Below are 25,402 nucleotides of genomic sequence, written 5' to 3'. Positions count from 1 at the left end.
TTAATTGACTTTTTACCGACAATTGATGTTTGATAGTTTAGTTGTTCTGTCTGCAAAACATTGGTCGTAAGAACCAGCCCAAACAATTTGCCACAAAGGAGGTGAACTTACAAATAGCGAGCGTCCAAAACTTGTAAGTTCAACTCGATATTTGACTGGTTTAGACTTAGATGAAGCAAAATTGGTTTGGATTATCGTTACCATTGCTCGATCGGGTTTTGGATAAGCTACCTCTACCTTACGACTTAATTCTTTCGAGTTATTTGGATCGAAAGCATTAATCGCAAGAGTCGCAGGGTCAGTACCTCTAAGTAAGGATTTAAGGTGAGTTAAAGGTATTGATTTATATTTTGCTCTGTATGGATTTTCAACATTTTGACTTGAGATTTCTTTTGCTCTAATTTTCTGTTGTTCGGCGGTGGAAACCGTATTAGAATGCCATTGTTTAATTCTGTAAACTCCAGCAACAACAGCAGTAGCAAAGAGCGAAAGTGTTAATACTAGTCCAATTTTCAACTTTGCCGACATACAATTCAAAGGGAATCTTAAACGGTTGTTTTTATTTATCTATCTTGAATTTTAAATCGAGACATGACTCCTAACTTCATACCTTAAGTTGAATTTCCGAAAGATTTTTCCAAAAACTTGTCCGAAAAGGATTAAGTAATTTCTCTACTTAAAACTTCTTTATATTTCCGACATTAAACCATGAACTCAGTACGCAAAAATACAGATTAACCGATAAGTGTAGTCTTAAGATGGTTTGTTGCGATCGCGCTCGCGATACAATGCAATCTGTCAAAAACTTATTAAAGTCCCTTAATTACTAATTCACCATATTTCTTATGAGTATTCGCGAAATATTTATGCCAGCGCTGAGTTCCACTATGACTGAAGGTAAAATAGTCTCTTGGGAAAAAGCTGCGGGTGACAAGGTTGAAAAGGGCGAAACGGTGGTAATCGTCGAATCGGATAAAGCGGATATGGATGTAGAATCCTTCTATGAAGGATATATGGCGCACATCTTAGTAGAAGCTGGAGGAACTGCTCCGGTGGGTTCTACTATTGCTTTATTAACAGAAACCGAAGCCGAAATTGAAACAGCGATCGCTCAAGCTAAATCCCATGCAGCACCAGCTAAAGCCGTTGCAGCAGCAACAGGCCCCGGACAAATCGTCGCACCAGAGCCAGCATCTGTGGGTTCAACAAACAGCACCGCTCAAAATGGTTCGAGTCGGACTGGCAGAACAATTGCTTCTCCCCGCGCTCGTAAGTTGGCCAAAGAATTTAAAGTTGATTTAAGCGGGATTTCTGGTAGCGGTCCTCACGGTCGGATTATTGCTGAAGACGTAGAAACGGCTGCGGGCAATACTGTTACTACCCCACCTCAGCCAGCGATTGCACCCGCTCACAGCACTCCTACAGTCACCCCTGCGGCGACACCTACACCGATGCCGGTTGCAGTAACTCCCGGACAAACGGTACCTTTGACCACCTTGCAAAATGCCGTAGTGCGGACTATGCTGCACAGCTTATCCGTACCGACTTTCCATGTAGGTTATACGATCGCCAGCGACGAATTAAACAAACTTTACAAACAGATCAAATCAAAAGGTGTAACAATGACCGCGCTGCTTGCCAAAGCCGTAGCGATGACATTACAAAAACACCCATTATTGAATACCAACTATTCAGAACAGGGAATGGTACATCCTTCTAACATAAATATTGCCGTAGCGGTAGCAATGGATGACGGAGGATTGATTACACCAGTATTGCAAAATGCCGACCAGCAAGACATTTACAGCTTATCGCGTAACTGGAAATCTTTAGTAGAACGCGCTCGCGCAAAACAGTTACAGCCCCAGGAATACAGTAGCGGCACCTTTACCATATCTAACTTGGGTATGTTTGGTGTAGATACATTTGACGCGATATTGCCACCCGGACAAGGTTCGATTTTGGCGATCGCTGCATCTCGTCCGGAAGTAGTAGCCACTGCGGACGGTATGATGGGTATACGTACTCTAATGAAAGTAAATATTACTTGCGACCATCGAGTTATTTATGGCGCTCATGCTGCGGCATTCCTGCAAGATTTAGCGAAGTTGATTGAAACCAATTCTCAATCTTTAACAATGTAATAGATAATAGTGATGCAATAGTAATCTTTTAGACTTGGGGTTTTTGACTCCAAGTTTTTTTTATTGGGCATGGGGCATTGAGGATTGGTTAATTATTAATTGTTTGTTAGTAATTGATAATTGTTTATTAATAATTGATATTGGTCGGAATCACTACCTTCCAAGTTGTAGAATACTAAGAAATTCAGTTAAATAAACAAAAGTTATGTCTTTTAAGTACAATGTATTATCAATTGATGGTGGCGGTATTCGCGGCATCATCCCGGCAATAGTTCTTAAAGAAATTGAAAAACGCACCCAAAAGCGAATTTGGCAATTGTTTGATTTAATTGCTGGAACCTCAACTGGAGGTTTTTTAGCGATGATTTTAACTATGCCGAATCCTGAGAATAAAACTGTTGCTCGGTATGAAATGGAAGATATCATTAATATGTATCGAGACGATGGAAAAAATATCTTTCACGAACCGTTTTTAGAAAGCTTAACAGATGTTGATGATTTATTAAGACCAAAGTATCCTTCTGAAGGTAGAGAAAGAGTTGCCAAGAAATATTTTCAAGATACCCTTCTTAAAGATGCATTAACAAATATTTTTGTCACGAGTTATGATATACAGCTACGAATACCCGTATTTTTTATCAATAATCCTAAATTTCAAAGACATTCAGGAGCTAGTTTTCGGAAGCTTTGTAACGATTACAAAATGATAGAAGCATCAATGGCAACAACTGCTGCTCCAACTTTTTTTAAACCTTCTAAATTAGCAATGCGTGGTTACGATAATAGTATTAATGATGATTACGCTTTAGTAGATGGTGCAGTTTTTGCGAATAATCCTACAGCCTTAGCAATTGTAGAAGCTATTATATACACTCAAAATAAAGGCGAACAAGTAAGTTTAGAAGATATTTTAGTTGCTTCCTTGGGTACGGGTTCTCTAACTCGAAAATTTCCTTACGAACAAGCTGCCAATTGGGGTAAACTACAATGGATACAGCCACTAATTAATATTTTTCTTGATGGTGCAAGTGAAGTAGCAAATTACCAATTAAGACAGTTGCTACCCGATGCTCGAAATAACAGTAAACAGTACTATCGCTTCCAAAAAGAATTGATTGAAGCAAACGATGATTTAGATAATACTACCGAAGAGAATATGGAATTACTCGAAAAAGCTGCACATACAATTATTCAAGAGCAAAGTAGGGAACTTGATAAATTGTGCGAGCAACTTTTAGCTTAAGTCGTAGGTTGGGTTAGACTCAGTAGGAGATTAAACGATTAACCAATTAATTTGTATTGCGTCGTAACCCAACATCAGATTTTAGGTTGGATTAGATACGATTTGCAAATTCGGTTGTCATAAGAATCTAGGCTATCGTGTCGTAACCCAGCATTATTCTTATAAGATAAATAGAAATATTCTTTAAAATACCGATAAATCAGATGTTGGGTTACGGAGTTATTACATACGCCCTAATCACTTCTAAAACTCAAGACATATTACTTTAGACAGAGATACTTTTACGAATAAATTCCTTTTGGGTGAAGGATTTTAACAATAAACAACGTTAACCTACAGCAGAGAAGTGCAGCTACTGTTTATTTTGAGACGGTACTAAGCTTTATCTATATATACAAACTAACCTTCCTATTGTCAGCCTATGAAATTAGAAAGTGATAGCTTTTCTGCTAATGGATTAATTCCACCAGAATATACCTGCGATGGTGAAGCAATTTCCCCGTCTTTAAAATGGGACGAACCTCCTCGTGAAACCCAGAGTCTGGCGTTAATTGTTGATGACCCAGATGCTCCTGGTAAAACTTTTGTTCACTGGGTTCTTTACGATATACCAGTGCAAACTCGTTATATACCTGAAGGAATTGCAGCCGATGCAATGTTAGACGGTAGCGGTATTCACGGTACAAACGACTACGACCAATTCGGGTATGGACCTCCATGTCCTCCCGACGGTACGCATCGTTATTACTTCAAGCTGTATGCTTTAGATATATCTTTAGGTTTAGCCGCAGGTGCGAGTAAACAAGATATAGAAGCAGCAATGGAAGGGCATATAGTTACTCAAGCCGAATTAATTGGACGTTATAAACGGCAGAAGTAACGCAAAAATTTTGTTTGTCAGTTTTTTAAGTTGTTATTGAAGGAATAAAAGGAAATATTATGTCTACAGCAAAATCCTCGGATAATATACCAGACGAATACAAAAAAGACTTGAATCCCCATGAAGGTGCGGGTTTGAATCACGGACTTGATGGTCAAAACCCCGAAAAAGCAGGTTTAAACGCTTACGATATTAAGGAATTGCACGAAAAGCTCAAAGATTTTACCAACGACGAATTAAGGCAGATTACAATCATTCCTCACGGTAGTCGCTTGGCACAGACTGCAACCTATATCGATCTTAACGATCCAAAAAGAGAAGAATTTACCGCGATGGGTGCGATAGAAGCAGAACCCGAAAATTATTACGTTCCTAAATCAGAAGTTGGTTATCAACTGTGGAATCGATTAATTGGTGTAGAAAATAGCGATCGCACTGGGGAAGGGAATTAGGATTTAGGGGTTGGATTTTAGATTTTGGATACTTCGGCAAGCTCAGCACAAGTTTTGGATTTTAGATTAAAAAATAAGCCTCTGACTTTCAAGCAGGGGATAATTAGAAATCCTCAATCCACGAATTAATTTTTATTTGAAATCTAAAATCCAACACAGTAGCAAGCTTATCAATAAAAAAGCAAAATAATCCAAAATCCAAAATCTAAAATCCAAAATCGAATGGCTTTAATCTAAAATTGGAATTATAGTCATGTGAGGTGCGGTTTATGCTTTCTCCATTTCCGGGAATGAATCCTTATTTAGAAAATCCTGAATTATGGTCGGAAGTGCATCATCGGTTGATTACAGCCATTGCTGATGCTATAGAACCACAACTTGGTATTGAATATCGAGTAGCTATTGAAAAACGGACGTATTTAGGCGATATTGAAGATTCGGTTTTAGTGGAAATTCCAGATGTAGCTGTCACAACTAAAACGAAGGCTTCTACTCAGAATAAAACAACAACGGCAACTTTACCTGCTCAAGGAGAATCGGTAACTGTAAAACTTCCAGTACCAGAAGAAAAGAAAGAAGCTTATTTAGAAATTCGAGAAGTAGCAACCGGGTATGTAGTAACAACTATTGAAGTTCTTTCTCCTACAAATAAACGTACCGGAAAAGGAAGAGATGCTTATGAAGAAAAGCGTCGAGATGTGTTAAGTAGTCCGACACATTTGGTAGAAATTGATTTACTTCGGGCTGGGAAACCTATGCAAATTCTTAGCGAAATACCTAAAACAGATTATCGCATCTTAGTTGCTCGTGGAAATCGTCGTCCTTTAGCGGAAGTATTTGGATTCAATCTTCAGCAAGAAATTCCACAGTTTTTACTTCCTTTAAAATCTGGAGATAACGAACCATTAGTAGATTTACAAAGTTTGTTAGCACAGGTTTACGAACGAGCAAGATTTTATTTAGCGATCGATTATAATGTTGAACCCGTACCGCAGCTTCAAGATGATCATAAGGTTTGGGCTGATACGTTGTTGAAAGAGAAAGGGTTGCGTAGTTGACCTAATCTTTTTTGGAATTACTCCTTTCTTAGCAGAAGATTACCGACTTAAAAAACCGCAAAGACGCTCTTAGCGCAAAGGAAAGAGATAAAGAGAGATTGTTTTTCTAAGTCTCGAACTTCTTGTATTCCTGCATCGGTATGAAGAAAATCTTGGGCTTTTTGTTGATTGATTCCGACATCAGTGCTTGGATCGATAAGTGCTGATTTCTAGTACTCCACTAAGAGAATAGCCGACCTAAACTATTCATAGTGATATTTACAAGCTGCAATAATTATTTCTGTATCGTTTATAGTATAAATTAAACGATGTTCTTCATTAATTCTTCTTGACCAGAAACCAGTTAATTCATGTTTCAATGGTTCGGGATTTCCTAAACCAGTGAAAGGAGAACGGTCAATATCTTTATTAGTTCGACAATCTTTTTATAAAGCTTTTTATCTAACTTAGACCACTCGTTAAAATCCTCAAATGCACCCGGTTCAAATACAATTCTTCTGCTCATTCAAGGTTTTCAATATCAACTTCAATAAGGTTAGACTTTTCTTTTACGTTTTCTATAGCTTGTAACAAATGTTTCTTATTTGCTTCAGATGCTAAAAGATAAGCAGTTTCATCAACTTCGTATACAACAATTTCTATTTCTCTATCCGGATAAGTTACTTTCAATGCATCAATAAAACTTGGGTCTAACTCTTTCGTGTTTATGCGGTAAACTGAATGCATAATTTTGGTTTATTTGTGTGCTAGTAGTCTATGCTTGTAAACTTATTATAGCAATTAACGATTATAGTCTATGCTGTGTATATCAAAGGAAAAAACTCTCTGTAAAACAGATACCATTTAAAGATAATCTAATTTTAAAGCTTTCTTGCGAATTACACCGAAAAGAAGGAAGTTGAATAAAATTATCTATGCTGCGAGAAGTCACTTCCTTTAAAGTTTCTCCCGAATCGGATAATATAGCTAATTTGATATTTTCCGGCAAACATTTGTTTTCGGAATCTGGATAAATTCGCAAGCGGACATTTATTTGCTCGTCTTCTTCTGGTTTCAGCGCTACTAACATTAATACAGATTGATTTTCAAATTCAATTCGTTTGACTGCTTCAATAATTTCTTCTGCTTGCAAGTAAGAAGCATCTTTAAAACTCAGATTGAAATTTCCTACTGATTCAGTATTTAAAAGTGATTCCAAAGTTTGCCAACCTTGCTGTAAAACATCTTCAAACCATTCATTTAAATCAATTGGTGGAGTAACTTGCTGCAAATACAGGGGAAATTCTTCTAATTTACGCAATTGATTAAGCGGTAATTCCTCTGTTGAAACTCGTGGTGTAAATCCCAATAATGTTGCAGTTTCTAGAGATTCATCAAGCTGTACGATAATATAACCAATTCTTGCATTCCATACTTCTTGGGGAATATAAACAAATTTAGCATCTGGTGAAACAACCCTGCATTCTAATTTACCGTGGTTTATTACTTCTAAATCGGCAACATCTAGGAAACTTTGTATTATTGGATCGTAGCTATTACTTGCTTTCCAATCGGTTGTAAAACCAAGACACTGTAAGTAATGATTTACAGAATAAATTGCTAGGGTATTAAGATAAACTTGTTCTGACTTTTGCAGGTTAGAATGATTGTTACAAAAATTTTCAGCTAATTGATGCGCTTTCTGGGTTAAATTAACTGTGAAGGTTAATGGTTTCTGTATTTGATTTATCATGATTTTATTGCCTATTAATGTTGAATCTATTCTTGGATATATCTTTTAATTTCTGGCGCAATTTTTTGTAAGTGACGTTGAAAAAAGTTACTCAGTGCGGGAATCTGAATATTGAAGGTTTCCGATAATTCTTTCCAACTGATTCCTTCCAAACGTTTGAGAGCTATGACTTGAAAAGTTGCTTCTGGGTGCGCTCTAATATGTTTTTGTAAAAGGTTATTTGGGTCGTTTTCTAAATATTCTCGAAGTTGTTCGGAAAGCGGTTGTTCTAGTTCTGGCTGCGGAATATTTTCTATTTCATCATCTATATTAGCTAACTTTGTAGCATTAGGTAAAGATTGTTTCGCAATTTCAAATAAAAGAGAGTCTGCAACTAAAGGTTTTTTAATAATTAATTGTGATAGCAAATATTTAACTGTTAATATTGAAAGTATTTGTACACTTAAGATATAGTGTAATACTTGTTTTATTTGTAAATTTAAGCATAAAATCAAATCTTCTTGAGTAATGCTTTTGATTATATTAGTTAATTGATATTTTGTTCTAATTATTTTCCCGTTTAATTTTTGAATAAAGGGGTCATTTTTAGTAGTTTGAGAATCTCGCAATATCATGTCAAAGCGAAAATTCAACCAAGCCGTAAATTTACCTTTACTAGGATTATACGTATTTATATTTTGATAAAGCCAAATCCAAAGTTCGTTTTTAGCTTCTTCATAGACATCATGATAAATATTGACTTTATGCAACAACTTGTCAGATAGTAAAATCGCATTAGTTAATATTTGAAAAGAATACTGCCATTCTTCGGTTGGGGGATAATACTTTTGTAATTCTAATGCTAACTGTTGTAGATATGCTTCATTGATGACTTTTTTTAAAGTTCGCGATCGCACTTCGTTGATCCATACTGCTACAGTGATATTTTTCAATTGGTATTCATCAATGTTCTGAGCAATATCTCGGTATAGTTGCTGCTGTAACGCTTGATGAATGTCCAGATAGACACCGTAAAGTGATTTATTGTGCGATAACCTGAACAAACCGCATGAACATAGTATTTTGTCAGCTAGCGTGAATATGGCTTTTTGATGTTCTTCACTTTGGGGTGGGGATTTTTGAATCTGAATTACAAGCTGTTGCTCATCCATGATGCATCTTTATTATGAGTCTCTACTTGTTAATCTTGCTAATTGTTTGAGTTTTATACAAATTTATTACAAAAATTTATATTTAGAGATTTTGTATAAAAGTTTGAGTTGTGGATTGATTAAGAAGTAGAAAGGTTGAAATGGAATAAAAAATCAGCCTCAGTAATTAGATTTTAGAATTGGAGTAAAAACATGAAAATTAAGCAACTTTTAGTCCCATTAAGTTTTTTAACACTGCTTCTAACAACACAAGTCGCATCAGCTAAGAACATGGTTGGATGGCGAGTTAAAGGTAGTGGTTCAGGAATCGTGGAAGGAAAACGATACAGCTTATATAATCTCGACCAAAAAAGCCATCTGGGTTATCAGGATCGACGAGGAGCAAACTTAGGTTGGGATAGCCAACCTAATTCAGGGATGAAAATAAAGCGTCAAAGTGGTAGTGGAGCAATCAAATGTGGAGAAAATTTTGCCTTATTTATTGAAAAAGAATGGCTGATTTACGAAAAGCAAACCACTGGTATTAATATTTCTACACGGACTAAACTTGCAGATGACCGTTATCAATGGAAGTTCTCTGATTGTCAAAGAGGTGAAGTCATCCAATTAAATAAACCTGTAACTCTTGTTAATACCGTCGAAAATGACTCCGTTGTTGGTTGTAAGCGTGTATGGGGTGTTAATCTTTGCTGGGCAAATACTGTATTTTCTTATGATGGTAAAAATTATCACAAAGATGCTATTCCCTCTTGGATTAAAAATAGAGTTCCAGTTCCCCTACCTTAATTAGTTATTATTGATTTCAAGCGATCGCGTTCGTAGATAGATATATAGGTAAACAATTTTACTTTGATTAAATCAGGAAATGGGTAGAGTGCGATCGCGCTCTATCCTTTCTTTTTTATGTGAACATTGAGAATAATTTACCTTAATTGTATAAAACTTTAATTCTTGAAGTGATTAATAAATAGAAGGAAAGGCAAACAAGCTTAACCTTTAATTAAAATATTCAAACAAATCCATTAAAGGATTTAAAGGAGAATTTTCAGATGTTAAAACGTTTTTTCAGTGTTGTTTTACTAGGTGCAACTTCTGCTGTAATCTTAGCACCTGCCTTCAATTTGATACCTGCTTGGACACAAGTATTAGCTCAAACTCCTGAATTATCTAACACACAGTTACCTCAGAAAACTGTGATTCAAGATGTCAAACCTATTAAAAGCGAAATAAAGGAAGTTTATCAAGGCTTTGTTTCTTCAGATAAATTAGATTTACTACGCAAACAGCCTGAATCTGTTTTAAAAAGTGCAGGTATTAGAGTTCCAAGTCAAGCTAAAATTGAATTTTCCGGTGAAACTAATGTCGATCAATTGCAAAGACGTAGAGTTAGAATCACTATTATTATTTTTGGTGATGGTACTGTGATAATAATAGTCAGACAATAAGATAATCAACCCAAATTAACTTTACAACTTCCGCCAACTCATTCCAACTTCGGCACTATTTTGAAACAGCACGGGTAGCCAAGTTGCATAGGGAAATTCATCTTCCAAACCTTCCAATCTCTCCCGTGCTTGACGCACTGCGGTATACAGAGACTCTCCCCCAGCAAAAGCGGTGAGAAAATATTTTAAAAACTCCTGTGCCACTTTATCCGGTACGGGTTCTTTCATAACTATCATTTGAGGAATGTGCAAATCTGCTAATTCTCGTGCTAAACCCAAGCCATCGCAGGAATTAAATATCGCAAGCTGTAAACCGTGTTCAATTGCTTTTGTTAAAGCGTATTTTAACTCTTTAATTGTTAGCAATTTGGTTTGATTAAGTAACATTTTTCCCGTGCTACCGTCTGCTTGAGATGAACTATGTCCGGAAAAACAAAAAATATCCCAGCCTTGCTCATCCCAAAGCTGTTGATGTAATTCTTGAAAAGTTGGTTCTACTAAAAAAACTGTTTCGCTATTTGGTAGTTGTTCTAATATTTTTCTATCGGCTTCCACATCAATTCCTATACTATTACCAAGAATAGTTAAAACTCTAATTTGATTGCGAGTAAATTTTGATTTTCTCGTTCTTTCACCAATCGCTGATAAAGCAATTTCTGCTTGACGGTAATGTTGGAAAAAATCCCATAAATGCCAAGGAAGTCGTTGTAAATGAATATCTTTGGTTTGAATAATGACTGGTACTTTTTCGCTTTTTGTAAGATTAGAGCGTAATTCTCTGGCTATTGGTTGAAATTGCTGCGAATTTAGCCAATTATCAAGACACTTTTCTAACTGACCAGCATAATAACTTAATTCTTGCTGAGAAAAATTTGTTACCGATTCTTCCTCAAAGGTAATACGTCCAAACCATTTTTGAGAACGATAAAGTTGTCGCCATTGTTGATATATTTGTAAAATATTTGGTTCTGGTGGCAGTTTACCAGTAAAGGCGATCGGTAAGGGATGCTCATCGCTGCAAACCAAAGCCGTGACGGGAAAGCCATCATTAAAATTACCATCTCCCAAGGTGAGGATAATTAATTTATTTATTTGAATTTGAGGATGCTTTAAACCTTGTTGAGCTAATAGTTTGGCAATTTCTGCCATTTCTACAGAATGTTGACGATGGATTTCAATTTGTGCTTGTTTTCCTTGTAATTCTCCTTGATATCTGGCTTCTATTATTTTGAGTTGTTGTTGATAGCTTTGTTGCAACTCTTGATGAAGTTTTGCTTTATCCGCTTCTTCGCAAACGCGAACTTTGACTACAATAAACCCATCGTCTTTGTTTTCAATACTTTTAATTGTCAGTGTTTCTATATGGTTCGTCGCCGATACTTCTTTGATGGCAATAATTAAAGCTTCCCAATCTACACCGTTGCGAAAAATCAACTCTATAGTATCTGCAATAACTTGATACAATTTGGTAAATTCTCCAGTTGCAAATACTCCGCTTAAAGGATGACGTTCGAGTTGATTGTTTTTTAAATAAACATAATCGCAATTAATATTATCAAGCTGAGTTTTATCGTTAATATGCCAATTTTCTAAACAGGCTGCTGTTAAATATACTTGTTGAAAATTAGTTCCTAATGCTTGACTTTGGGTCAGATTTGTTCTTTCTAAAATTGCTCCTGCAAATGTTGCATTGCTGATATCGGCTGCGGTAAAATCGGCATCGCTTAAATCTGCACCTGCTAAATTCACACCTTTTAAATTACAACCGATGTAGGATTTATTAATGCCTCTGTGACTAACAACTAAATCTCGAATCTTTGGGTTACTTAAAATAGTACCGTCAACTCTCGCAAGCTGTAGCTTTTTCGCTAGATGAAAATTGGTGCGGATTAGTTTAATATTTCGTAAATCTGCGCTTTTCAGACTTGCTTGGGAGAAATCGGCATTTGTTAAATCAGCACGATGAAAACTTGTACCACCAATTGTAAATATAGCTCGCGCCATGTTTTGAATTGGTGTAAACTTTGTATCGGCTAATAAACAGCGCCAACCAATATAAAAGCTTAGTAATAATAGTATTATTGTTACAGTTACAGCCATCGGTAAAGCTGGCATCACTAAAGCCGTAGGTTCAGAATCAGAAGCTTTAAATACAGTAATGGCGATCGCGATCGCAATTATACCCGCACTAACTTTTAATACTCCAATCACTTGCGGTAATGGTTCAAAACTTGATGCAAATACTGCGATCGCTCCTGTTAAACTGGCAACTATAGCCCAAATTCCAGCCGCTGCTGCTCTCCAAGCTCCTGCACCCACCATCTTTAAGCCTGATGCACCAAGGCTTAACCCTAGTAAAGTTCCCAGAATGACGACTGTTGCACCCCCAATTCCTGTCATCGCTAGCAAAGCTGCTACAAACCCTTTACGGATAGTAGTAATATAAAAAACTGTCAATACGATTAAAACAATCAAACCAGGAATACTATTATCAATACTGGGTACACCTTCATAAAGTGGTTGGGATGATTGAAACACTGACTCAGCAACAATTACCCCTGTCATCCAAGCTGAAAATACGCAAAGTGTGGAAAGAAATAGTGAAAAGACAATTAAAATAATTACCCAATGGCTTTCCACCCCTGCTTTAGCATTGCTAAAATTTGCATTTCTTAAGTTTGCTTGTGTAAAATCAGCACCTCTTATATCCGCATAGCGAAAATCAGCACCTGTAAGATTTTGACCCTTGAAGGAGCGTCCTTTCAAGTTTTGACTGGAAAAATTCGGCGGTTTAGTTATCCGATGATTGTTATGAAGCATAGTAACAATATTCACAAGCATAGTAATATTATCTACACTTGCAAACGAATGCTATTCTATAAAGCTAAACTTAAATTTATATTAATATTCCTAAACCTGCTTCAAACCTTCTGCTCTAAGAATAACTTTATTACCTTGACGAACTATTAAAGTTGAACCTTGAGAATCATTACCATCTTCAGTAATCGCATTTTCTAAAGCGTAAACATAGTTTCCATTTTTCCAACCAGTTACACATTTACCATTCCGACAAGATACTTTACCACCAGTAAGTTCGATACATTTACCTTTAGAATCGCATCCATAATATTTAACGTTTCCAGTATTATTAACACCATCCCAAGAATCGTAATTGCTAAGTTTGATAGTCCATTCACCGTTGCTCAAAGTTCGAGTATCTCCAGAAGATTTTCCAGATTTGGAACCATCGACTACTTCCATTTTCACGATTGCAGATTCTTTTTTCGTCTTTCCACAAGGTTCGTTACTTTCACAATCGTTAAAATTTAATATGTCGTAGCTAAGTTTAACTTTTTTATTTATAAACTCTTTTTCTTGAGCGCAAATTTCAAAACTAGCACCAATTGTTTGCTCTTTATCTTGCTCGTCTATTAAAGTTACATAACACTTTAAATCGCCTTGAACTATCTCTCTAATGGTTGCAAATTTTGGTTGTCCTTCTCCTGCTTTGAGATTGGTACTAACATTCTTAACTGGAGCTTTTTCTGTCGTATTAGAATCTTCTTTATCGTTGATTGAAGAAGAATTATCTATTTTATCTTTATTTACTGAAACTACTTCAGAATTATCTGCTTGAACTGAATTACTGGTGTCAGAATTTTCTGCTTTAAGGTTATTACAACCAACCATTAATAAAGAAGTAATTAACAATGCAGTTGTGAAGATAGACTTTTTCATAATATTAAAACCGCTATAAAATGTCAACTTTAAGTGTAGACAACTTTTAATACAATGTAAAGTATGTATATTCCGAAATTAACTGTTTATCTTTTAATAGGATTTATACCCTTTTCTAGAATAATAAATTAAGCATTCCAAGCACTAAGATCCTCCCGAACCCCCCTTACCAAGCCAGGGCTGTTTTCACAATCCATAAACCCGATTTCCATCACCCGGTAAAATAGTCAATGACCTGGGGTTTATACGGTGTCCGACAGTAACTTCTGTTTCTCCATCCCAAATTTCAATCGAAAGCACTTTATCACCGGAACCTTCGTAATCAAAATATTTACAAGTTTGGGCTGTACGTCTTTGTACGGTACCAACACGAGTCATACTCGCTATCCCAGAGTCAACGCATTTATAATTTTCATCCGCAAAATTTAATTGTCGCGGTGGTGGTGTTTGGCTGATATCTAATCGATCGCTAGCTTGGAGTAAAGCAACTTCTATATTGTCATCTTCATCTACGCTCAACCATCGAATTTCATTATTATCTTGCAACATATATTCCATCCAGGAATACTCATCTACTTTATATGTCAGTTTTCCTTCCACTACCCAGTCAATACCCAGATGTTGAACAATATCGCCAATTTGCAAATTAAATACATTGCGTTTGAGCGAAGGTAATTCTTTTGGTTTACTACCAGGTAATGCACCTCGCTGCTGAAGTACTAATAAATAAGCTCCACCAGCGACTATTACAATAACTCCCAGCCAGATTAGTAGTGTCATAATTTTTTCCTTTGATTTTTTATGGAGCAGTTTTCAGTTGAATAAAATATAAAATTAACATCACCCCGCCGTATTGCTCCCCTCTCCTTACTAAGGAGAGGGGAAGGGGGTGAGGTTTCCCGGCATTGTATTGCACTCATACGAAAAGCGCTATATAGGGGGGAAAGAGAAGACAAGGGGAAATAAATAATTCGCGATCGCATCCTACTTCATAGCAAAGTTAGACGGATCTTGATCGCGTCGATGTCTGGTGGGAAGGGGGTCTGGCTGTCCGTCACCAGCGAGGGCTGCGGTTTTTTCGAGGGATTCTCTCAATCGCTTGGCTGCGTAAATGGACATATCTCTGGGTACATTAATGCGATCGCGCAAATATCGTAGAGCGACATCAGAACCTTGTGGAGGCAAGTATTTTTCACCAGTCATCATGTTTGTTAAAACACAACGCAAAGCAAGATCGAACAATTGATCTTCGGCGGGATTGACTCGGATAATATTGGTACGATGCTCGATAACTCTTCGCAGCGCTTCCATGCGGGAGTTTTCGGGTTCTTGATAAGTAACATCTGGTAGCCCGAACCAAGGTCCGTTATCCACCCGCGCTTTATTAATCAGCATCTGAGGAGAGCCATTTTCCCAACAGCCCCCCATCTGAGGCGGTAGATCGTGTACGTGGGTGTGAAAGTCGCTTTGAGTACCGCGATAAGCCGGTCGGGTTTCCATTGCCGCAAACCATGCCTTCAAGCGAGAATTTTCCTCCCGGAGAGAATAACCTTTGTAGTAATAAAGGCTGGCATTCATCCGTTCTACATAAGGCGTAAAGATGACATCAACGATGCCGAAGTCCGATAAAAAGTAAGGTCCTGGAGTGCTACCCAAAGCCCGCTCTACTTTAGCCACCACTCTGATAAATTGTTCTCGGTTGTGTTGTTCTTGTTGAGAAGAACTTGCTGGGTAGCATAGCCAAGCACACCAAGCTCTAAATAAAAGTCGTTCTAATTGACGTAGAGGAAGTACCGCAGGATCTTCCATTCCTTGGTTCAATACACCAAAAACCTTTTCCAAAGCGATTAAAATGTCATCGCTTTCCTTAATAATCCGCCCATCTAGCTCGATCGCGGGAAGCATTCCTGATGGGACTTTACGTTTGTACCAACTTTCTTTCTCCCCATAGCAGAACATTGTTACTTTTTCGATGCGGTAGGGAATCTGTTTTTCCTCTAACCATAACCAAATTTTTTGACAGTAAGGACACCAAGCGTGATTATCGCGGTAAAGCGTTACCCGTACAGCAGATTCGGGCTGCCCAAATAAGCGCAACCGGGCTTTAGCGTTGGTGGGGCCATTCACGGGATCTATTTGATAGTCCGTGAGGGATTCTAATTCTTGCCAGCTAAGGGGTATGGTAGTCATAGGGTTTGTGTAGGGCAATACTTGGGACTTTTCTTGACTCTACAATATTTTTAATTGCACTAAGTAGGTCGGTTTTGAAAATCGTAATTAGGATAAGGTAATAGGGAGTAGGGAGTAGAGAACTAACAAATGGTAAGAGGTAAAAATGACTCAAACGCTACCTAAAATATTAACAGAAGCACTAATAACATTTGACGAATTCGTCAACTTAGATACGGGGGACAAAAGATATGAGTTACATTCGGGGGTACTTGTAGAAGTGGCTCAACCAATTGGGGAACATGAAAACGTTACAGGGTTTTTATCCACAAAAATAACCGTAGAATTTGACCGATTAAAATTACCTTACTTCTTAGGTTCAAAAGTTCTAGTAAAGCCTTACGGTAAAGATTCTGGCTTTTTACCTGATGTCTTAGTATTAGATAAGCGTAATTTAGCCAACGAGCCATTGTATAGAAAGCAATCTACCGTCTCTCAAAGTGCAACAGTTCCTTTAGTAATAGAAGTGGTCAGTACTAACTGGCAAGACGATTACGCATTAAAATTTGACGAATACAGTGATATTGGTATACCTGAATACTGGATTGTTGATTATTTAGGACTTGGTGGTAAAGAATTTATTGGTAGCCCAAAAGAACCAACTTTTACAATTTGCGAACTAGTAAATGGTCAGTATGTTAGAACATCATTAAAAAGTGGAACTATTCAATCAAAAGCATTCCCTGAGTTAAATCTAACTGTAGAGCAAATTTTCAATGCTGCTGCATTTTGAGGTATAAACTTAACTTCTAACTATTCTCAATTACCCATTACCAATTTCAATAATTCAACCACCTTGCTCGCAATTGATAGTTAACAATTACAGGATGGGAAAGTCGGTTGATTTCGACGTTTCCTAACTCTATATCTTTGGGTAGTTCAAATAAGTGATGTAATATCGGTTCGGTTAAGAAGCGTGTTTGCACGGGAAGTTGCAGTTTTTCTGGGTTTAATTGTTGCCGCGATGCTAAGACAAAACCCCAAGGTCCGAAGCTAGGAACTTCTACTGTGTAGGGGTTTACTTTTAATCCGACTTCTGCAAGTGTTGCAGCAATACAGCCGATAACTTTAGGAGCAAAGAATGAGCTTGATGCTTGCGTGACAAAAACCCCTGTATCTGTAAGTCTTCCTAACAAACGTCTGTAAAAACCTGCTGAGTAAAGCTTGGCAATAATATCTTGATCTGGGTCGGGGAAGTCTGCAATAATTACGTCGAAGCTTTCTTTTAGTTTGGGTGCGCTTAAAAATGCGTCGGCATTAATTACTTGTACGCGAGAATCCTGCAAGGAGTTACCGTTTACCGCTTTTAATTGTGGGTGACGGCTGGCTAATTTAACTACTTCTGGGTCTAGCTCAATTAATACTACCTTTTCAACTTCTTTCCATTTGAGTACTTCTCTAACTGCCATTCCATCCCCAGCACCCAATACCAAAACCTTTTTCTTTAACGCTGTTGCACTCATTGCTGGATGCACCAATCCTTCATGATAGCGGTATTCGTCCAAGGTTGATAGTTGCAAATCGCCGTTGAGAAACAATCTGACATCTTGACCTTTGCGGGTTAAGACAATTCTTTGATAAGAAGATTGGACTCGTTTAATTATCGGTGCTGAATATAAGTTGTTTTCTAAATTATTGCTGATGGGTATGGTTGCGGGTGCGAGGGTCAAAAGCAGTATACCTAAAATTAAACCCAGATAACCCCAACGACGTAAATGGGGAAAACTGCGTCCAATAAAAAACACCATTAAAGCCGGTAATGCACCCAAAATACAAGCCGTGGGAAACATTCCGCACATCGGTAGCAAGATAACCGGAAAAGCTAAGGAACCAAATAGCGCCCCTACATAATCCAGCGCTAGCACACCCGCTAAAGCTTCCCGCACCTCTTCTTCAGTTCCCAAGACTCTAGTTAAAATTGGCACCTCCAAACCAGCGAGTATTCCCAGCAAAATAGTTACTAAAAATAACCCCAACCAAATCTCACCATTGACGACAAACAAAGCGAACAAACCCAGAGGTAGCAAGGCTGTGAGAGGAGCGATCGCCAATTCCACACCAATGAAAGCCAATAACAATTTTCGCTGTAGCGATCGCCCTTCATCATTCGGTGCAATAAACTGACTCAAGTAAGAACCAGCACCCATCGCCGCCAAGAATGCACCGATAGCAATACCGAAAGCAAGAGCTTGGTTTCCGACTAAATAACTAGCCAAAGTTCCTAAAAGTAGCTCTACCGCAAGTCCACAACCAGAAGAAACAGCCGCAGCCGCCAGTAATAACTTACGTTGAGTACTGTTTAAAGAATAACTATTATTGACAGTATTTTCCCCAATAGGAGATAGATTATTCGCTTCCATTATTTCAGTAAACAGTAATTAAAGGTCAAAGGTCAAAGGTCAAAGGTCAAAGGTTAAAGGTTAAAAGTTAAAGGTTAAAGGTCAAAGGTTAAAATTCTTTTTATCCCCCCATCCCCCCATCCCCCCATCTCCCTACTTCCCGCTCCCCGGTCCACCACCTTGAAAACTGCCGTAGGAGGAGCGTTCGGAAGAGTAAAATATCCACGTCCCACCACGACCGTAATTACCAGATAAACTAGTTCCCCGACGAGGAGAGAAATTTTCTTGTTTTTCTTCGCGTAATATGAAAGCTGATTTCTGGGTGTAAGCGTCGGTAATTGACCATATCGCTATTAGTACTCCTATCCCAGCAAAGATTTTTGTCAGCATAATTTTTTATCCAATCTAAATTTTGTTTTACCTGTTTTATCAAATTGAAAAATGATTACAACGCAATCCAAAATCCCTGTATGTTATCAGCTATCTGTTATAGAAGAACTGATATGCACAACTTCTACGGCTCCACGAGTACGAGTACCGTCGCGAACTGTCAGGGTTGTCCTGTCTACTTGTGCATCTGGGATAATTTCTACGTGAAAACCGTATGAGTCCTTTGGTTCTAAAATAAAAAACTTTTTTAATTTACCAGTGACCCTTTCAAGTTTCCCGTCTTCCCTATGAAAGTTAAGATTTAAAGGAAGATTTTCGTCGTATAGTTGTTCTCCGTAGGAATTTTTGATCGTCAGTCGAGCCTGCATTGTCGGAGGACTAGTTTCGTCAGATTTCACGTCTACTTTAACGCTCACCAAATTATTAGCACCACCCAGAGTAGCTCGATCGCTGGGGTCGCTGTCGTTGATGGTTTTAGAAATTACTTTTTTTCCAGTCAACGGTACAGCGATCGCGCTCATTACGGTCAAAGCCAAAGTACCGAATAAACCTGGCCATAAATGACGGGTATCTATAACCCCGTTGGAAACTTTCACGTTAAAAGGTACGGGGTCTGTAAATTCGCGACCTGAACTGTCACCATAACCTAATACAGAAATTGCGATCGTGACTTCTTCATCTTTCTGAGCGCGGACATCTAAACCAGCTTCTAAATCATCTTCGTTCCAACTCCCAGACTCCCCATCCTCATACCAGGTACCTGATTCGCGCCACGCTTGTTTCTCGGCTGAAGCAATTAACTTGCCTTGTTTGTCGAGCAATTGAATCTCGTAAGCAACCCAGCGGTTGTCGGGTATGATCGCTTTAGCATCAATCCGCAACGCTCCAATTGGTTGAGGTGCGATTTTCAGCGCTTCAATTTTTGTAACTTCTTCTTCACTAACCGCGATATTTTTGGAGAAAAGAACTTTTTCAAAAAACGCCGATGCGATTAATGCAAGAATTACTAAAGCTGTAGCACCGAAAGCAATATAAAGTCCTGGTTCTATGAAACGATTTGTCTGCTTAACATTTATATTTGCTGACATAATATTTTCAGCTTTACGGTATTTTTAACAACACCATGTCATGATAACCTTCCGGAAAAAGTTTCTTTAGTTTATAAAGCGACACAAGCACGATTTTACAAAGGATTTAGCTTGTTTTTAAATCTATCAAAATTGTTTTCAATCGCAAACGTTGAGGTGATTACGGAGAATAAATAGTTAATCAGTAGAAATAATTAAGTAATAATACTAATCTTTTAATTAAGTAGATCGGCGTAGCCAAATCGTAAGACCGGATCGGGGAATAGGCAATAGGAGTAGTTTAACTACTTATTGCAAGCATTTCCTAACATAGATTAGTGAAAGCATCTATAAATACATTTTTTTGTTGATAAGATGGCATGATGATTATTAGTTAATTGCATTATTATGACGATTAAATATGCATCGTAAAGCATTTTTACACCTAGTTTTTAGTGATGTATATTTGTGCTTGATGTAATCGTATAAAACTTATTTTTATCATAAAGCAGAGGTGTTTTTATCAATTAGAGAATATTAATTAATAGATTGCAAATATTTGCAGAATGTATCTCTAAGTAGGTAAACATAATTAAATATGAGATAAAACCTCACCCTCAATTCCTCTCCTTACTAAGGAGAAGGAAGCTAAAGGTTTTATATTTACAGGACTTACGCGATTGTCACAAGACTCGGATGGTGCCGTACACTCACCGTCTTATTACTAGGTTGATAATTAGTCTGTGTACTAGCACCCTACAAAAAAATGTGCCAGTTGCGTAAGTCCTAATTTAATTTGAGCCACTTACTTATTAAAATAGAGCGATAGATTTTTTAAATCTACGAATTTTGCAAAAAGTCTATTTTAAAGGGGACTGTGTAAATCAAACCGAAAACAAGCTTTGGCTGCAAATTGCGGTCAGTCCTGATTTTTATTGATTTACATCTGAATATGAATCAAATTGCAAATAAGACAATCCTGTTAACGGGTGCTTCTGGTGGTATTGGTGGATTTATTGCTAGTAGTTTAGCGACTGAGCAAGCAACTGTAATCTGTGTTGCACGTTCATTAGAAAAACTAGAGCAATTATGTAGGCAAATCAAAAGTCAAGGTGGTAATGGGATAGCAATACCATTTGATATCAGCAACATAGAAAAACTGCCAGATTTAGTACAGCAAATTCATCAAGAGATTGGTAGCGTTGATATTTTGATTAATAATGCTGCCATTGAAAAATACAAATATTTTCCAGACTATTCCCAAACTGAAATCCAATCGATACTAACAACAAATCTATTGGCTGCAATGGAATTGACAAGGTTGATTATGCCTAATATGCTCGAAACAAATAGCGGTCATATTGTTAATATTGCTTCTGGTTCTGGGAAAAAAGGAATAGCTTACAACAGCGTTTATTCCGCAAGTAAAGCTGGCTTAATTATTTGGAATGATGCTATTCGTCAAGAATTAAGCGATACCAATGTTAATGTTTCTTTGATTTGTCCTGGATATACAAATGCTGGGATGTATGTCAGAAATGATGTGAAAGCCCCAAAAGTTGCTCATGTTGCTGAACCTACCGAAGTTGCACAAGCAGTAATTGCAGCGATTAAACAAAACAAAGCAGAGATTATGCTTGATGGTGCAGTATCGCGGATATTATTTGCCATAACGCAAATTTCTCCAGAATTAGGAGATGCAATTTATCGCTCGATTGGGTTAAACAAGCTTTATAAAAATGCTAGTAGTCCACCAAGTTAACTTTACCGGGTAAGTGTCTTTCTACTACTTCCTAGCATCTACCGATAAATCAATCTCAATTGTTTTAATAGGGGAAACTTTCCCCTCTTTATCTATATTTATACATAATGATTTTTCCGAACGACACGAAAATAGCTGATACTAATTACGATGTAATTATTATTGGTACAGGTGCTGGTGGTGGAACTTTAGCTAAAGTTTTAGCTGCAAGTGGTAAGAAAATATTAATTTTAGAAAGAGGTAGCTTTTTACCCAAAGAGAAAGCTAATTGGAATACACCACAAATATCAAAAGATGGCTATCGCACTCAGGAAATCTGGTATGACAAACAGGGTAAACCCATTCATCCCGCAACCCATTATAACGTTGGTGGTAATACTAAATTTTACGGTAGCGCTTTATTTAGATTGCGCGATCGCGATTTTGAAACTATCGTACATCATGATGGGATATCTCCAGAATGGGCGTTAAAATACCCTGATTTTGCTCCTTATTATCATCGTGCGGAGCAAATGTATGAAGTCCACGGTAAACGTGGCTTAGACCTTACCGAACCTCAAGAAAATAGCGATTATCCTTTTCCTCCCGTTACCCACGAACCTTACATTCAGGAAATTAACGATAAACTGAAAAATAAAGGTTTACACCCATTTTATTTACCTTTGGGTTTAAAATTAAACAGTAAAAAAAGTAGCTGTATTCGCTGCAATACTTGCGATGGCTTTCCTTGTTTAGTTGATGGGAAAGCCGATTCTGATATTAACGGTGTACGTCCGGCGATCGCCAATAACAATGTAACTTTAATTACTCAAGCAAAAGTCTTGAAATTACACACTAATCCATCCGGAACGGAAGTAAGTAAGGTAGAAGTAGACATTTTAGGAAAACGTCATTATTTTAGCGCTAATATCGTCGTTGTTTCTTGTGGTGCCATTAATTCTGCGATATTGTTATTGAAGTCTGCTAATGATAAACACCCGAATGGATTAGCCAATAGTTCGGATTTAGTCGGACGTAACTATATGGCTCATAAATTTGGTGTAGTAGTAGCTTTATCTAGCAAGAAAAATAATACGATATTCCAAAAAACTATTGGTTTAAATGATTTTTATTGGGGAGAAAAAGATTTTAATTATCCAATGGGTAGCATCCAATTGCTAGGTAATATTTCTGAAGAAAGAATTGCTTTTGATGCACCATTTTTTATTCCAAGATTTATCGCCAAAACTATTACTAAACATATCATAGGATGGTTATTGATAACTGAAGATTTACCAAATTATGATAACCGAGTCAGGGTACATCAAGATAAAATCTTTCTCGAATATACCCATAATAACAATGTTCCATTTCGTAGATTAATGCAGCGTTGGGTACGAGTTTTAAAATCAACGAACACCCACACTGATTTGCACGATTTTTCACTGTATTCTTGCCAAACATCTACTATTAAAGAAGTTGCTCATCAATGCGGTACTTGTCGCTTTGGTGAAGATGCCAAAACTTCGGTTTTAGATATTAATTGTCGTACCCACGATGTTAATAACTTATATGTAGTAGATGGTAGTTTTTTCCCTTCCAGTGCTGCGGTTAATCCCACTTTGACTATTATTGCAAATGCAATACGTGTAGGTGAACATATTTTAGACAGATTGAAATAAGGGAACAGGGAATAAGCTAAAAATCTTTTAATCTGCATCTACTTCAATAATTAACTCAATATTTTTTAAACCTAACCGATCAATTTTCTCTTGTGCTTGCTTGAGCAAAACGGAAGCGATATCAACTCCGACGACTTTACCTTGATTTCTTTCGCAATTAAACCCGTACCAGTAGCAATATCAAGTACTTCATATCCCTTTTTTAAAGGTAATAATTTCAAAAAGCTATTAGCACGACGATTTGTTAATTCAATGCGATCGTAGTTTGTTCTAGCATTGAAGTAGTCAGCTACTTGCTGTTTATATCTATCATTTGTATTATTTAACATTTACAAAATGCTCTTATTTAAGTATTTTTAATGAAATTGGCTCCGATCCAAGCTTTTAAAATGACTGATGATGCCATTTTAAATACAGACCTGTTATAATTTTGAGGTTCAATTTTTGTCAAAGCCAACTGATCGAGGGAAACGCATCTACGATTGAGTGCATAATTTGTTATTTTCAAGCCCATATAAATATTAGATGATTCGTTTAGGTCGTTTTATCTATTTCATTTTTTCTGTTTAAACTTTCTAGGAAATTTAAGCTTACTATACAGTAGTAAAAAATCTTGTAAAATATGTTATCAAAGTATAAGACGGTAGCACCACATTTTATAAATTTTCTATCTAGCGATAGGAACCGAAATTAAATTATTTATTTGGAGAAAATAAATGCTAAAGCTGCTATCGATGGATGCTAATAGTGTTATTGGTGTTTCAATCAAAGGGAACGTAAACACTAAAGATTTTGATTTAGTAAAAAATTTTATTAAAGAAGTAGAAATACATTATGAGTTTCTCCGTATATATGTAGAAATAGAAGATATAGAAGGATTTATGCTAGAAACTTTATTGAAAGAATTAGAATTTACTCTGACTAACTTTCATCGATTTGAGAAAGAAGCCATAGTTATTGAGAAAAAATGGATTGAACAGATAGAAATCATGAGAGATATATTTGTTTCAAGCGTGAAAGTAGAATATTTTGCGTTGGAAGATAAATGTAAAGCACGTTGTTGGATATTGAGTTGAGTTTTAAGTTTTATATTTTTTTACTATTTATAGTGCGAATAAATAAGAAATTACGAATATTTTATTTGTGGGTGTGCTATTAGGCTGTTGACTTGAAGAAAAATTAAGCATTATTTATTCATACATTTTATCTGCATTTAATGACTGGTTCCGCCTGGGAACCAGTTAATGCATGAGCTAAAAACGAGTAAATTCTATCAAAGTCAACAGCCTAGTACAGCACGCAGCAAATAAGGCTACCATCTCAAACAGGCGAAAAGCTTATGGTATAAGTCTTCTTACTTCTTACTCCCGCCCAGCGGTACTAGTGTATTATGGCAAATAATCATAACTTTTATATACGAAAAAACAAAGACGTTGCAGTGCAACGTCTATATATAATTTATACATCTAGATTTTAATTATTTCCTAAAACTTCAATACTGACAGGTACAACACCGTTACTCATCATTTTTAATTGTTTAGCTGCTTTGCGAGAAACATCAATAATTCTACAGCTAATAAATGGTCCTCTATCATTAATACTTACTATTACGGAACGACCATTATTTTTATTAGTAACTTTAACTTTCGTTCCAAAAGGTAAAGTCTTATGTGCTGCTGTTAATTCAGTGTTACTTCCGTAATAAGAAGCTTTTTGAGATGAACAACCATCTTCTTTGCGTTTTTCAGCAATCAGTATTGACTGATTATTTTCTATTCTTTCGATAGGATTGCTTTCTACCTGTTGTGAATAAGCTGCTTGAGCTTGCTGATAGTTAAAAGAAGAAGCTGTTAACGAAATACCCAACAAAGCGAATAAAATACGTTGTTGATTCATGAGTCTAGTTAAAAAATTTATAGGGAACCACTTTAAGTACGATGACTTAAAATTTTGTTCTACTTTTAGATACGATTGAAACTAGCAACAGACAAACACGAATCCTCAAAATTAATAATTCCTGTTTAAACCTTTTCTCTACCGATTGGTGATCGGTATCACTCGGAAGCAAAATTAATGAGCAATTGCTCTAAGCTTGCACATCTGTCTAAAGA

General features: G+C 36.8%; 25 protein-coding genes. 11 read left to right on the top strand and 14 right to left on the bottom strand.

The window, feature by feature from the left end; translation table 11 throughout:
* Positions 1–12: 12 nt before the first annotated feature.
* The gene (locus VB797_RS22115; protein ID WP_323239897.1) at positions 13–528 is read right to left on the bottom strand and encodes a hypothetical protein; all 516 of its coding nucleotides are present in this window, start codon (positions 526–528) and stop codon (positions 13–15) included.
* Between the two features lie 317 nt (positions 529–845).
* Here VB797_RS22115 and VB797_RS22110 point away from each other — a divergent pair, with 317 nt between their 5' ends.
* From VB797_RS22110 to VB797_RS22090, 5 genes are all read left to right on the top strand, one after another.
* Entirely contained in the window at positions 846–2,144 is a 1,299-nt protein-coding gene (locus VB797_RS22110) for a dihydrolipoamide acetyltransferase family protein (RefSeq protein ID WP_323239896.1), read from the top strand.
* A gap of 205 nt (positions 2,145–2,349) precedes the next feature.
* Positions 2,350–3,387 carry a patatin-like phospholipase family protein gene (locus tag VB797_RS22105; RefSeq protein WP_323239895.1) on the top strand — a complete coding sequence of 346 codons (1,038 nt, stop codon included), beginning with the start codon at positions 2,350–2,352 and terminating at the stop codon, positions 3,385–3,387.
* A 421-nt stretch (positions 3,388–3,808) separates the two neighbouring features.
* On the top strand, positions 3,809–4,267 hold the full coding sequence (locus VB797_RS22100; RefSeq protein ID WP_323239894.1) for a YbhB/YbcL family Raf kinase inhibitor-like protein: 459 nt from the start codon (positions 3,809–3,811) through the stop codon (positions 4,265–4,267).
* A gap of 59 nt (positions 4,268–4,326) precedes the next feature.
* Positions 4,327–4,719 carry a hypothetical protein gene (locus tag VB797_RS22095; RefSeq protein WP_323239893.1) on the top strand — a complete coding sequence of 131 codons (393 nt, stop codon included), beginning with the start codon at positions 4,327–4,329 and terminating at the stop codon, positions 4,717–4,719.
* Between the two features lie 269 nt (positions 4,720–4,988).
* Positions 4,989–5,777, top strand: a complete 789-nt coding sequence (locus VB797_RS22090; RefSeq protein WP_323239892.1) for a DUF4058 family protein — start codon at positions 4,989–4,991, stop codon at positions 5,775–5,777.
* Positions 5,778–6,019: 242 nt separating this feature from the next.
* Here the strand turns inward: VB797_RS22090 and VB797_RS22085 are convergent, their stop codons facing one another.
* The 4 genes from VB797_RS22085 to VB797_RS22070 form a co-directional block, all read right to left on the bottom strand.
* Entirely contained in the window at positions 6,020–6,136 is a 117-nt protein-coding gene (locus VB797_RS22085) for a Txe/YoeB family addiction module toxin (RefSeq protein WP_323239891.1), read from the bottom strand.
* A 142-nt stretch (positions 6,137–6,278) separates the two neighbouring features.
* Positions 6,279–6,503: a hypothetical protein gene (locus VB797_RS22080; RefSeq protein WP_323239890.1), complete on the bottom strand. Its 225-nt coding sequence runs from the start codon at positions 6,501–6,503 to the stop codon at positions 6,279–6,281.
* 82 nt (positions 6,504–6,585) lie between these two features.
* Positions 6,586–7,509: a DUF1822 family protein gene (locus VB797_RS22075; RefSeq protein ID WP_323239889.1), complete on the bottom strand. Its 924-nt coding sequence runs from the start codon at positions 7,507–7,509 to the stop codon at positions 6,586–6,588.
* Between the two features lie 26 nt (positions 7,510–7,535).
* A complete protein-coding gene (locus VB797_RS22070) occupies positions 7,536–8,660 on the bottom strand; it encodes a hypothetical protein (protein WP_323239888.1) in 1,125 nt (374 codons plus the stop codon).
* Positions 8,661–8,852: 192 nt separating this feature from the next.
* Here VB797_RS22070 and VB797_RS22065 point away from each other — a divergent pair, with 192 nt between their 5' ends.
* Positions 8,853–9,446: a hypothetical protein gene (locus VB797_RS22065; protein WP_323239887.1), complete on the top strand. Its 594-nt coding sequence runs from the start codon at positions 8,853–8,855 to the stop codon at positions 9,444–9,446.
* A 263-nt stretch (positions 9,447–9,709) separates the two neighbouring features.
* Entirely contained in the window at positions 9,710–10,105 is a 396-nt protein-coding gene (locus tag VB797_RS22060) for a hypothetical protein (RefSeq protein WP_323239886.1), read from the top strand.
* A gap of 21 nt (positions 10,106–10,126) precedes the next feature.
* On the opposite strand, the gene VB797_RS22055 is transcribed toward VB797_RS22060, so the two are convergent.
* From VB797_RS22055 to VB797_RS22040, 4 genes are all read right to left on the bottom strand, one after another.
* The gene (locus VB797_RS22055; RefSeq protein ID WP_323239885.1) at positions 10,127–12,925 is read right to left on the bottom strand and encodes a pentapeptide repeat-containing protein; all 2,799 of its coding nucleotides are present in this window, start codon (positions 12,923–12,925) and stop codon (positions 10,127–10,129) included.
* Between the two features lie 90 nt (positions 12,926–13,015).
* Positions 13,016–13,843, bottom strand: a complete 828-nt coding sequence (locus tag VB797_RS22050) for a hypothetical protein (RefSeq protein ID WP_323239884.1) — start codon at positions 13,841–13,843, stop codon at positions 13,016–13,018.
* 186 nt (positions 13,844–14,029) lie between these two features.
* Positions 14,030–14,623 (bottom strand): DUF4178 domain-containing protein, encoded by a 594-nt coding sequence (locus tag VB797_RS22045; protein WP_323239883.1) that lies wholly within the window; start codon positions 14,621–14,623, stop codon positions 14,030–14,032.
* Positions 14,624–14,827: 204 nt separating this feature from the next.
* Positions 14,828–16,033, bottom strand: coding sequence for a glutathione S-transferase family protein (locus VB797_RS22040; RefSeq protein WP_323239882.1), 1,206 nt, complete (start codon positions 16,031–16,033; stop codon positions 14,828–14,830).
* Between the two features lie 145 nt (positions 16,034–16,178).
* Between VB797_RS22040 and VB797_RS22035 the strand changes: the two genes are divergently transcribed.
* Positions 16,179–16,805, top strand: a complete 627-nt coding sequence (locus tag VB797_RS22035) for a Uma2 family endonuclease (RefSeq protein WP_323239881.1) — start codon at positions 16,179–16,181, stop codon at positions 16,803–16,805.
* Between the two features lie 46 nt (positions 16,806–16,851).
* On the opposite strand, the gene VB797_RS22030 is transcribed toward VB797_RS22035, so the two are convergent.
* From VB797_RS22030 to VB797_RS22020, 3 genes are all read right to left on the bottom strand, one after another.
* Positions 16,852–18,432, bottom strand: coding sequence for a polyamine aminopropyltransferase (locus VB797_RS22030; RefSeq protein WP_323239880.1), 1,581 nt, complete (start codon positions 18,430–18,432; stop codon positions 16,852–16,854).
* 132 nt (positions 18,433–18,564) lie between these two features.
* The gene (locus VB797_RS22025; RefSeq protein WP_323239879.1) at positions 18,565–18,801 is read right to left on the bottom strand and encodes a hypothetical protein; all 237 of its coding nucleotides are present in this window, start codon (positions 18,799–18,801) and stop codon (positions 18,565–18,567) included.
* 86 nt (positions 18,802–18,887) lie between these two features.
* On the bottom strand, positions 18,888–19,889 hold the full coding sequence (locus VB797_RS22020; RefSeq protein WP_323239878.1) for a hypothetical protein: 1,002 nt from the start codon (positions 19,887–19,889) through the stop codon (positions 18,888–18,890).
* A gap of 931 nt (positions 19,890–20,820) precedes the next feature.
* On the opposite strand from VB797_RS22020, the gene VB797_RS22015 reads away from it, so the two are divergent.
* The gene (locus tag VB797_RS22015; RefSeq protein WP_323239877.1) at positions 20,821–21,630 is read left to right on the top strand and encodes an SDR family NAD(P)-dependent oxidoreductase; all 810 of its coding nucleotides are present in this window, start codon (positions 20,821–20,823) and stop codon (positions 21,628–21,630) included.
* A gap of 131 nt (positions 21,631–21,761) precedes the next feature.
* Entirely contained in the window at positions 21,762–23,291 is a 1,530-nt protein-coding gene (locus VB797_RS22010; RefSeq protein ID WP_323239909.1) for a GMC family oxidoreductase, read from the top strand.
* Between the two features lie 71 nt (positions 23,292–23,362).
* On the opposite strand, the gene VB797_RS22005 is transcribed toward VB797_RS22010, so the two are convergent.
* Positions 23,363–23,620 (bottom strand): protein-L-isoaspartate(D-aspartate) O-methyltransferase, encoded by a 258-nt coding sequence (locus tag VB797_RS22005; RefSeq protein ID WP_323239876.1) that lies wholly within the window; start codon positions 23,618–23,620, stop codon positions 23,363–23,365.
* A gap of 387 nt (positions 23,621–24,007) precedes the next feature.
* Here VB797_RS22005 and VB797_RS22000 point away from each other — a divergent pair, with 387 nt between their 5' ends.
* Entirely contained in the window at positions 24,008–24,367 is a 360-nt protein-coding gene (locus tag VB797_RS22000) for an STAS/SEC14 domain-containing protein (protein ID WP_323239875.1), read from the top strand.
* Between the two features lie 397 nt (positions 24,368–24,764).
* Here VB797_RS22000 and VB797_RS35040 read toward each other — a convergent pair whose 3' ends face one another.
* Complete coding sequence (locus VB797_RS35040; protein WP_416350895.1) at positions 24,765–25,187, bottom strand: septal ring lytic transglycosylase RlpA family protein; 423 nt, start codon at positions 25,185–25,187, stop codon at positions 24,765–24,767.
* Positions 25,188–25,402: the final 215 nt, after the last annotated feature.

Origin of the sequence: Rivularia sp. UHCC 0363 (assembly GCF_034931125.1) — a bacterium.
In the GTDB taxonomy this organism is placed as follows: Bacteria; Cyanobacteriota; Cyanobacteriia; order Cyanobacteriales; family Nostocaceae; genus Rivularia.
This window is presented reverse-complemented; position numbering and strand designations above follow the sequence as displayed.

Coding starts and splice junctions, on each gene's coding strand:
- VB797_RS22080 (WP_323239890.1), bottom strand. CDS start 6,503: ATGCATTCAGTTTACCGCATAAACACGAAAGAGTTAGACCCAAGTTTT.
- VB797_RS22050 (WP_323239884.1), bottom strand. CDS start 13,843: ATGAAAAAGTCTATCTTCACAACTGCATTGTTAATTACTTCTTTATTA.
- VB797_RS22025 (WP_323239879.1), bottom strand. CDS start 18,801: ATGCTGACAAAAATCTTTGCTGGGATAGGAGTACTAATAGCGATATGG.
- VB797_RS35040 (WP_416350895.1), bottom strand. CDS start 25,187: ATGAATCAACAACGTATTTTATTCGCTTTGTTGGGTATTTCGTTAACA.
- VB797_RS22000 (WP_323239875.1), top strand. CDS start 24,008: ATGCTAAAGCTGCTATCGATGGATGCTAATAGTGTTATTGGTGTTTCA.
- VB797_RS22060 (WP_323239886.1), top strand. CDS start 9,710: ATGTTAAAACGTTTTTTCAGTGTTGTTTTACTAGGTGCAACTTCTGCT.
- VB797_RS22055 (WP_323239885.1), bottom strand. CDS start 12,925: ATGCTTCATAACAATCATCGGATAACTAAACCGCCGAATTTTTCCAGT.
- VB797_RS22095 (WP_323239893.1), top strand. CDS start 4,327: ATGTCTACAGCAAAATCCTCGGATAATATACCAGACGAATACAAAAAA.
- VB797_RS22100 (WP_323239894.1), top strand. CDS start 3,809: ATGAAATTAGAAAGTGATAGCTTTTCTGCTAATGGATTAATTCCACCA.
- VB797_RS22005 (WP_323239876.1), bottom strand. CDS start 23,620: ATGTTAAATAATACAAATGATAGATATAAACAGCAAGTAGCTGACTAC.
- VB797_RS22015 (WP_323239877.1), top strand. CDS start 20,821: ATGAATCAAATTGCAAATAAGACAATCCTGTTAACGGGTGCTTCTGGT.
- VB797_RS22040 (WP_323239882.1), bottom strand. CDS start 16,033: ATGACTACCATACCCCTTAGCTGGCAAGAATTAGAATCCCTCACGGAC.
- VB797_RS22065 (WP_323239887.1), top strand. CDS start 8,853: ATGAAAATTAAGCAACTTTTAGTCCCATTAAGTTTTTTAACACTGCTT.
- VB797_RS22020 (WP_323239878.1), bottom strand. CDS start 19,889: ATGTCAGCAAATATAAATGTTAAGCAGACAAATCGTTTCATAGAACCA.
- VB797_RS22115 (WP_323239897.1), bottom strand. CDS start 528: ATGTCGGCAAAGTTGAAAATTGGACTAGTATTAACACTTTCGCTCTTT.
- VB797_RS22035 (WP_323239881.1), top strand. CDS start 16,179: ATGACTCAAACGCTACCTAAAATATTAACAGAAGCACTAATAACATTT.
- VB797_RS22070 (WP_323239888.1), bottom strand. CDS start 8,660: ATGGATGAGCAACAGCTTGTAATTCAGATTCAAAAATCCCCACCCCAA.
- VB797_RS22110 (WP_323239896.1), top strand. CDS start 846: ATGAGTATTCGCGAAATATTTATGCCAGCGCTGAGTTCCACTATGACT.
- VB797_RS22030 (WP_323239880.1), bottom strand. CDS start 18,432: ATGGAAGCGAATAATCTATCTCCTATTGGGGAAAATACTGTCAATAAT.
- VB797_RS22105 (WP_323239895.1), top strand. CDS start 2,350: ATGTCTTTTAAGTACAATGTATTATCAATTGATGGTGGCGGTATTCGC.
- VB797_RS22090 (WP_323239892.1), top strand. CDS start 4,989: ATGCTTTCTCCATTTCCGGGAATGAATCCTTATTTAGAAAATCCTGAA.
- VB797_RS22045 (WP_323239883.1), bottom strand. CDS start 14,623: ATGACACTACTAATCTGGCTGGGAGTTATTGTAATAGTCGCTGGTGGA.
- VB797_RS22075 (WP_323239889.1), bottom strand. CDS start 7,509: ATGATAAATCAAATACAGAAACCATTAACCTTCACAGTTAATTTAACC.